General features: G+C 42.6%; 7 protein-coding genes. All 7 read right to left on the reverse strand.

Going from position 1 to position 6,352, the window contains the following annotated elements; all coding sequences use genetic code 11:
- Positions 1 to 407 precede the first annotated feature (407 nt).
- The 7 genes from SD31_RS11210 to SD31_RS11235 are packed head-to-tail and all read right to left on the reverse strand — an operon-like array spanning position 408 to position 6,249.
- Positions 408 to 1,643, reverse strand: coding sequence for a hypothetical protein (locus SD31_RS11210; protein WP_052258982.1), 1,236 nt, complete (start codon positions 1,641 to 1,643; stop codon positions 408 to 410).
- Positions 1,644 to 1,650: 7 nt separating this feature from the next.
- Entirely contained in the window at positions 1,651 to 2,067 is a 417-nt protein-coding gene (locus SD31_RS11215; protein WP_039054183.1) for a hypothetical protein, read from the reverse strand.
- 29 nt (positions 2,068 to 2,096) lie between these two features.
- Positions 2,097 to 2,507, reverse strand: coding sequence for a hypothetical protein (locus SD31_RS11220; RefSeq protein WP_039054184.1), 411 nt, complete (start codon positions 2,505 to 2,507; stop codon positions 2,097 to 2,099).
- Between the two features lie 20 nt (positions 2,508 to 2,527).
- Positions 2,528 to 3,439, reverse strand: coding sequence for an alkaline phosphatase family protein (locus tag SD31_RS11225; protein ID WP_039054185.1), 912 nt, complete (start codon positions 3,437 to 3,439; stop codon positions 2,528 to 2,530).
- 15 nt (positions 3,440 to 3,454) lie between these two features.
- A complete protein-coding gene (locus SD31_RS15510) occupies positions 3,455 to 4,282 on the reverse strand; it encodes a discoidin domain-containing protein (protein ID WP_197053675.1) in 828 nt (275 codons plus the stop codon).
- Positions 4,269 to 5,480 carry a M60 family metallopeptidase gene (locus SD31_RS15515; protein WP_052258984.1) on the reverse strand — a complete coding sequence of 404 codons (1,212 nt, stop codon included), beginning with the start codon at positions 5,478 to 5,480 and terminating at the stop codon, positions 4,269 to 4,271. The genes SD31_RS15510 and SD31_RS15515 overlap by 14 nt, the downstream gene beginning before the upstream one ends.
- A 10-nt stretch (positions 5,481 to 5,490) precedes the next feature.
- A complete protein-coding gene (locus tag SD31_RS11235; protein ID WP_316929861.1) occupies positions 5,491 to 6,249 on the reverse strand; it encodes a LamG-like jellyroll fold domain-containing protein in 759 nt (252 codons plus the stop codon).
- Between the last annotated feature and the right edge of the window lie 103 nt (positions 6,250 to 6,352).

Below are 6,352 nucleotides of genomic sequence, written 5' to 3' on the forward strand. Positions count from 1 at the left end.
TCCTACAAGAACCTTTCCCTGCACCCTGCTTACTCCTCCACCTCGAGCATTGCCGCCCCCCCTGCTTTTCCTTCGCAGAGTTAACCATTAGACGATAAGCAACTAATCCTAAAACAATAGCTAAACCAATTACTAAAATGAAAATAGACTTTTTACTCATAAGTATTTTGTAGAATGAATCTTGGTATATCCGAAGATAGTATTAATAAAACAAACCTCTTGTAAAAATCTGGATATAAAACAGTTTAGACGTCATTTATAATACGAATAAAACATTATTATGATTAATGGCTGACATATTTTACCTATCGGCCTTCCAAAAAAGAAAAGGCCTTCATTCAAAGGCCTTTTGCAATTACAGAAAATTAAAATGTAAAACTATATTATGTAGAGTGCAAGTTCAGAATTTAATAAACCTCATATCCCTTTATAAAGATTTCATTGAAATTGGCGAACTGATCCGTAGGATGGAAAGTGGTTAGACAGATAATCTTAACCGCTTTGAAGAATGTCTCATTATCAGCTAGGGATATCACATTTTCCTGTTGTGTATTGGACAGGGTGTAATCTCCGAGCTTTACTTCTGTTCCATCTTCTTTGATACCATATAGCTCAATGTCTTTCACACGATAATTATTTACGGCGCGGTGCAGCAGTGTAACTTCTTTGATAAGGATTGGTTTATACGGTCCTGCCGGATTTTTTAGAAATTCCTCATCATAAAGTCCACTTGGGGAAGCTGCGCGAGTTTCGGTGAATGTGAAAATCAACGTAAACGGATATTTCTGGTCCGGTCTGTGATTCGAAGTTATCGTGGTCAACCATTGCGTATGCCATATAGTATTTGGATTGGCGTCGAGCATAAAGGTTGGAGGTCCTTCTTGTAGAGAGTTGGAGTTCGAAGCGTAAGGAGTCCATCCTGCACGCAGCTCCGCCGTATTATAATTTATCAATGGAGGCTCTAAAACATCAATCTGTGCTGTTTTGATCTCAGACTGGCCACCATTTTCATCTGCTACGTAATAGCTTACCGTATGCAGTCCTGGCGCAAGGCCCTTCACCTCAAAATTCACTCCCGGCGTTGGGGTTGGCATATCCACTTCAGTAAAGGTTGCCGCATCATCGATTTTATAATACAAAGTAGCATTAGCCCGAGAAAGGTTTAGCATAAAGAATACCACACTCTTTATTCCCCCCTCTATAGAGATATTGTTAGCTAACCCTCTCGCCGGATAAGGCAGAGGACTGACACTATAAGTATATTTCTTGGACTCAAGACCATTTTTACCTTTTGCCCATACCTCTATAGCCGTCGGCATTCCTACTGGCAGGTTTTCTATGATGTAAAGCTCCTGAAAGTTCTTCACCTCTGTCACCTCTTGGACGCCTGCGCGGTTGTGTGAGAAGAATATGGATTCTACGGTTTCCACATCCACAGTACTAATATCAAACTTTACTTTCTCATCATCTATGGTAATGACGGTGAAGCCATTCTGCTTTACCGGACCTCTTTCGGTTACCTCTATTTCATCTGCAGGAATCTGCTCAGGGAAAACAAGCTCATTTTCCTTACATCCCATCATGAGGGACAACACAAAGAAAGATAGAGCCAGAATCTTATATATATTGTTATTCTTTTTCATCGTTGTACTATTTCAAAAATTCCAATTCAAAACGTGATAGAAACACCTCTCCCTGCAATCCCCAGGTGTCTTGAGTTTTTACGCCTAACCAATAAAATATCTGTGGGACGATATCCAGGTTCTGTACAAACACTTCATCACTTGGACGCTCACAAGGAGTATAGTTTCCACTAACATTGATGAGAGGTGTATTAGAAAATGTCAAATCCGGCGTACCATTGTCCAATGCATTGAACCATGTTGTCGAATTCATGTCGCGATAGTGTGCTATAAGACTGCTGTACAGCGGATTTGATGGGTCAATATTTCGCATACACGGAATGTTGCGAGCTTCAGTATCTGTAAGCGCTCTGTTCCATACTCTGAAATCCGCCAAGTCCATATGAGTATATCCTAGATTTGTCACCTGAGTATTGAATCCCAAAGTAAGCGGTTCAGCGTTAGCAAAAGCATCTACCCCATAGGGATTACCTGTGATGCCACACGTCCCCCATCAAGATATACAGAGACATTGGTACTGGTATTGGTAACTTTCTCAAAAACGAAAGTATAATGATGCCAGCTGCCATCCGTACCACGCGTAAACTCTAACTCTTGGGTAGTAGAACCATCTTGAAATCTTAAACGTAAGTTGGCATTGTATCCATAGAGGTGCCAGCCGGCATCGGCACTGTTAGAGGCGGCGTCCTTACCCATAAAGTAGTTGTACCAGAATGCATAGCCTCCCGTAAAGCTTAACCCGGCCCATACGTTATCCTGATGTAGCCTATATTTAAAATCATAAGAGATGGAGCCTGTAGGAGTCGAGTTGGCGTTGAACATGTCGCTTGCTGAGCCGGCAGGCGACTGGGCACGTACTCCCATCTCCGTAAAAGTACGCGTAGCTACCCCATCGTAATGGTATATGTCCCTGGGAAATAACCATTCAAGAACACGTACTCCATTGTTTCTGCTTTAAGCTCTTGCGGCTGGAAATATTTATAGGAGTACAATGAAAATACATTGCGTTCGGCGAAGGAACCGCCACCATAGCTGTTTTCCACACCTCCATGGCTGGAAGTGACAATGATAAGCCATTCCTCGTAATCTGCATCTTCTCTCTTTTTAATGGTCTCAACAAGCTCTCCAATGTATCCATCAACACGCTCTACAGCATCAGCATAGGCAGCCTTCGACATGTCAAAACCTTCCTCCTTTCCTGCACGAAGGACATCTTTAAATTGAACGATTACTAAATCGGCGACATTTTCCTTGCTCAAGAGCTTTATGCTCTCTTCTTTTGTCTTTACATCCGAATCTGCAATTACATTGTCATCGGCATCCATCAACAGGATATTAGCCAACCCTTCGTCCTGTACAACGACAGAAGCCTTCGTCGAACGTTCTACCTGCTTCAACCTATATATTACACTAGGTACAAAAGTGGCGTCACCATGCGGATTGGTAGAATTGGGCTGTGGCAGAAAGCTCTCATCCAAGATACTGTGACGGTCCGAATTATATCCTGTCATCATCGTTGTCCAGCTTGCCGGATCCGATGTATTATTATCGGTAAGTGCCTCAAAAGAATATTTTCCTGTCTTCATGAGCTCACCGATATTCGTTGGAATTTTCTTCTGCAGCTCTCTCCCTACCAATCCGTCCACAGAAATAAACAGTACCTTCCTCTCTATACTTTTCTCCTCTTCCTGTTCATATTCCTCAAAAACAGGTTCAGGATTGAAATATTTCGTACAACCTACTATTGCTAGGGTAAGCAACAGAAGAGGTATGATATTTAAAAATTTTCTTTTCATAATGCTTGGTAATAATTAGTCTACGTCATAAAAAGCTCCAAACTCTGCTAAGGCATGATGCGAGTTGCCACTATGATTATTTTCTCTGAAGAAGATACGTACATAACGTATTTCTTGGCTTTGCTTCAAGCGAAACTCTTTTCTATCGGCCGTATTAGCCATGGTGAAAGAATAACCTTCTTCCAGATCATCTTGTGTCAATGTGGTGTAATTTACATTGTCTTTACTGATTTGAATTTCGACCGAACGCGGACGTTGTCCACTGCTGTTTTGCCTTGGCACTAGGTAGAAGCCCTTAACGATTTCGTTGGATTTTAACCCGAAAGTAATGGAATGCGGCAAGGATGCTGTCGCTGCAGCCCATTGCGAATGCCAGAACGTGTTAACGTCGCCATCAATCAAACGGATTGCCTGTCCATTGTTAGCACCCTCTCCTGTAGGCTCTTCTGTAGACTTTGCTACAATTGTCCATTCTGATACATCAATATCTTCTTTAGGGATGATAACATCCTCCCCTCCGCTATTTGTCAATGGATTATAGGTCCATATGGCTTTATCCAATGGCGGGTATAGAGCTGACATTTCCTGACGTGCCAAAGTACTTATCTGTATACCCCAAGCTTTACAAAACCTTCTATAATCTTTGCCTGTAAACTCACACAAAGCGCGGTAGAAGAAGTCTCGCTTAGCTTCATCTAACGTAAAAGAATAGTTCGTATTCCTAGCTTTCGAATAGATGAATGGCATAAATTCCCATCCCGACTCTCCATTTTTACCCACAGCCTTATTAAAGATTTGCAGGAAAAGCAATATTTTGATAAACGGATGATTACCTGTTGTCATCTCCGAATCTGTTATCAATATTTTTACCTGTTGTCTTAGCAGCATATTGCAATCCTTGTTCAAAAGCATCAGGAATGGCCGGATGGTTCGCGATAGCTAATCGATTCAGACGATTGGCAGCCTTCCAGACAAATAGGTTGTTTGTTGTCTCTCCTAACCCTGACCAACTCCAGGTATTCCCCTGCTGATAGTTGTGGCCCAGCTCATGGAAAGCACCCCAGCTCACTTCCGGCAGATTATCCGGATTAAGAATATAGTTGCGGTCTACCATCATACGAAACCAGTGTCTATCGGCTTGCGCTACCCATGGATTACCATTGTGAGCATATCCTACAGAGGGTTGTATATCCAATACAGCGCGTTCCGGAAGATCCGGATAGCGGTTTTTCAAATCCGTAGTATTAGCTACCAGTCCCATCCAATCATAGAAATCCTTTTCGTATATTTCATTCCATTCTTGTAATGCTCCTTCGATGTTCAGTGCATCATTCTTATAACTCAAAATAAGATTTCTCGGAATGGAAAAAATCACTCGTCTAGAACGGGCCTCTACCCAAGGAACCTGCGTATTTTCAACCTCTTTAATCCATTCGTTCACGTTTGTCTGTCCCAAAATAAAGTCTGGAGAGCGTACAGCACCTGCAAAACGCAAGGTTACCGGATTCTGACGTGAAATATTGGTTATTATCCATATTGTTCCTCCATAGAGATTTTTCACATAATTGACCCCTGGAAAAAGTTCTTTCTTCGTGAAGATTACAGGATCACGACGCAAAGGATCTTTTCCCGATAGGTTGTCCGTATGTACACCGATCTGTACCGTAAGTCCCAATACCCCTTCAGGCACGGTAATTTTTATATTCTCTCCTGCCGGAGCATAAAGTCCTGTACTGAAAATAGGTTGAGGTACCACACTCACTTTCAGATCAGCAGAGGAGACATACACGTAGTCCATATCAAAAGTTATTGCCGTATCCGCAATCCTTGGCACATTGTCTCCAACTAATCCCGGATAAATGCGCGCTCTATGGTACAGGCTTTTGTCGGCCACATACATGGTTGTGTCCGTCTCTATAGGTGAAGGATCCTTATCCCCGATATTGTGTCCGTCTTGGAAGTCGTACCCGTATTTGCCACATGATGCCAACGCCATCAACGTAGCAGCCAGAATAAATATATTTCTATAAGTTCTTTTCATAACCTTCTCTTTAATATGTAGATACTAATAAGGTTGGTGTCCAGCTTTTACCTTCTAATCCCCAGCTTTCTTTGGGGATAATACCAAACCATTGATAGATGAAGAAAGGTACATCCACCGCGTTAGGCACCATTCTGTAGAAAGAGTCTCTTATTGGCGGCTGGAAATACGACACCACGTCACTAAATGTCACCCAGTTGTAAGGACCACTAAGCACCATATGGTGGTTGTTGCCCGACATGTCACTAAGCTTTCCGGTCCCTGCATCCTCATATCCCGGCCAATAGCCTAAAAGATTGGTGTACTTAGGGTGGGTTGCATCGACATGGGTGATGCCGGCCAATTCTGCAACTTCTTTGTTGCTGAAAGCCGTATTGTAGATCTGCAAATTGCTCAACAAAAAGTCCGGAGAGGTATTACCATCCCCTGCTTTCTTTCCTATCACCAGTGGCGCATTATTGGCGAGTGAGCTTTGATTTGCCGTATTGAAAGCATTCAGCTCCCCATCGGTACACATCTTCACCGAATCCGCATTGCCGGAACGGCTAACGACTACGGCTATGCTATGCCATTCTCCATCGTTTACGCGTTTGGTACCGAAAACTTGGCTGCTTATATTGCTGTTCCAGCCCACTTTATTATCTCCATCTCGCACTTCGAGGAATAAGTTCCAGCCGTTTCCGGAAAAGCCTACATCACGTTTGGATAAGATGATAGGATAGTTGTGGCTGCTCGTAATATTTGACTTGAAGAAAATACTATAGTAAATCGATCGAAGATGTCGAAATTAGTAWGGAAGTGSCGATACGTTACACCGTCGATGTTCGCCGGCGGTGAATGCAACTTTGCAGATGCCTCTCCTTCAATTTCGA

It is taken from the genome of Sphingobacterium sp. T2 (assembly GCF_000814685.1).
Taxonomy (GTDB): Bacteria; Bacteroidota; Bacteroidia; order Sphingobacteriales; family Sphingobacteriaceae; genus Sphingobacterium; species Sphingobacterium thermophilum.